Origin of the sequence: Leucobacter sp. PH1c (assembly GCF_000633415.1) — a bacterium.
Taxonomy (GTDB): domain Bacteria; phylum Actinomycetota; class Actinomycetes; order Actinomycetales; family Microbacteriaceae; genus Leucobacter.
Genome location: NZ_AYMV01000069.1, coordinates 1 through 296, shown reverse-complemented (window position 1 = coordinate 296; position 296 = coordinate 1). Strand labels below are relative to the sequence as shown.

Genomic DNA, 296 nt, shown 5'->3' with positions numbered 1-296 from the left:
CCCTCGTGCATCATGATGAGACGGTTGCCGAGCTTCAGCGCCTGCTCCATGTTGTGCGTCACCATCAGCGTCGTCAGGCCGCCCTGCGCCACGATCCGCTCCGTGAGATCCGTCACGAGCGCCGCGCGCTGCGGATCGAGCGCCGCCGTGTGCTCATCGAGCAGCAGGATCCGCGGCTGCGTGAACCCGGCCATCAGCAGCGACAGCGCCTGCCGCTGACCACCCGAGAGCAGCCCCACCTTCGCCGGAAGCCGCTTCTCGAGCCCCAGCTCGAGCGACTTCAGCTCCTCGATGAA

At 67.6% G+C, this 296-nt stretch carries 1 protein-coding gene; it reads right to left on the bottom strand.

Going from position 1 to position 296, the window contains the following annotated elements; genetic code table 11:
* A partial coding sequence (locus U874_RS0113935) for an ATP-binding cassette domain-containing protein (RefSeq protein ID WP_025135147.1) occupies positions 1-296 on the bottom strand: 296 nt, incomplete at both ends.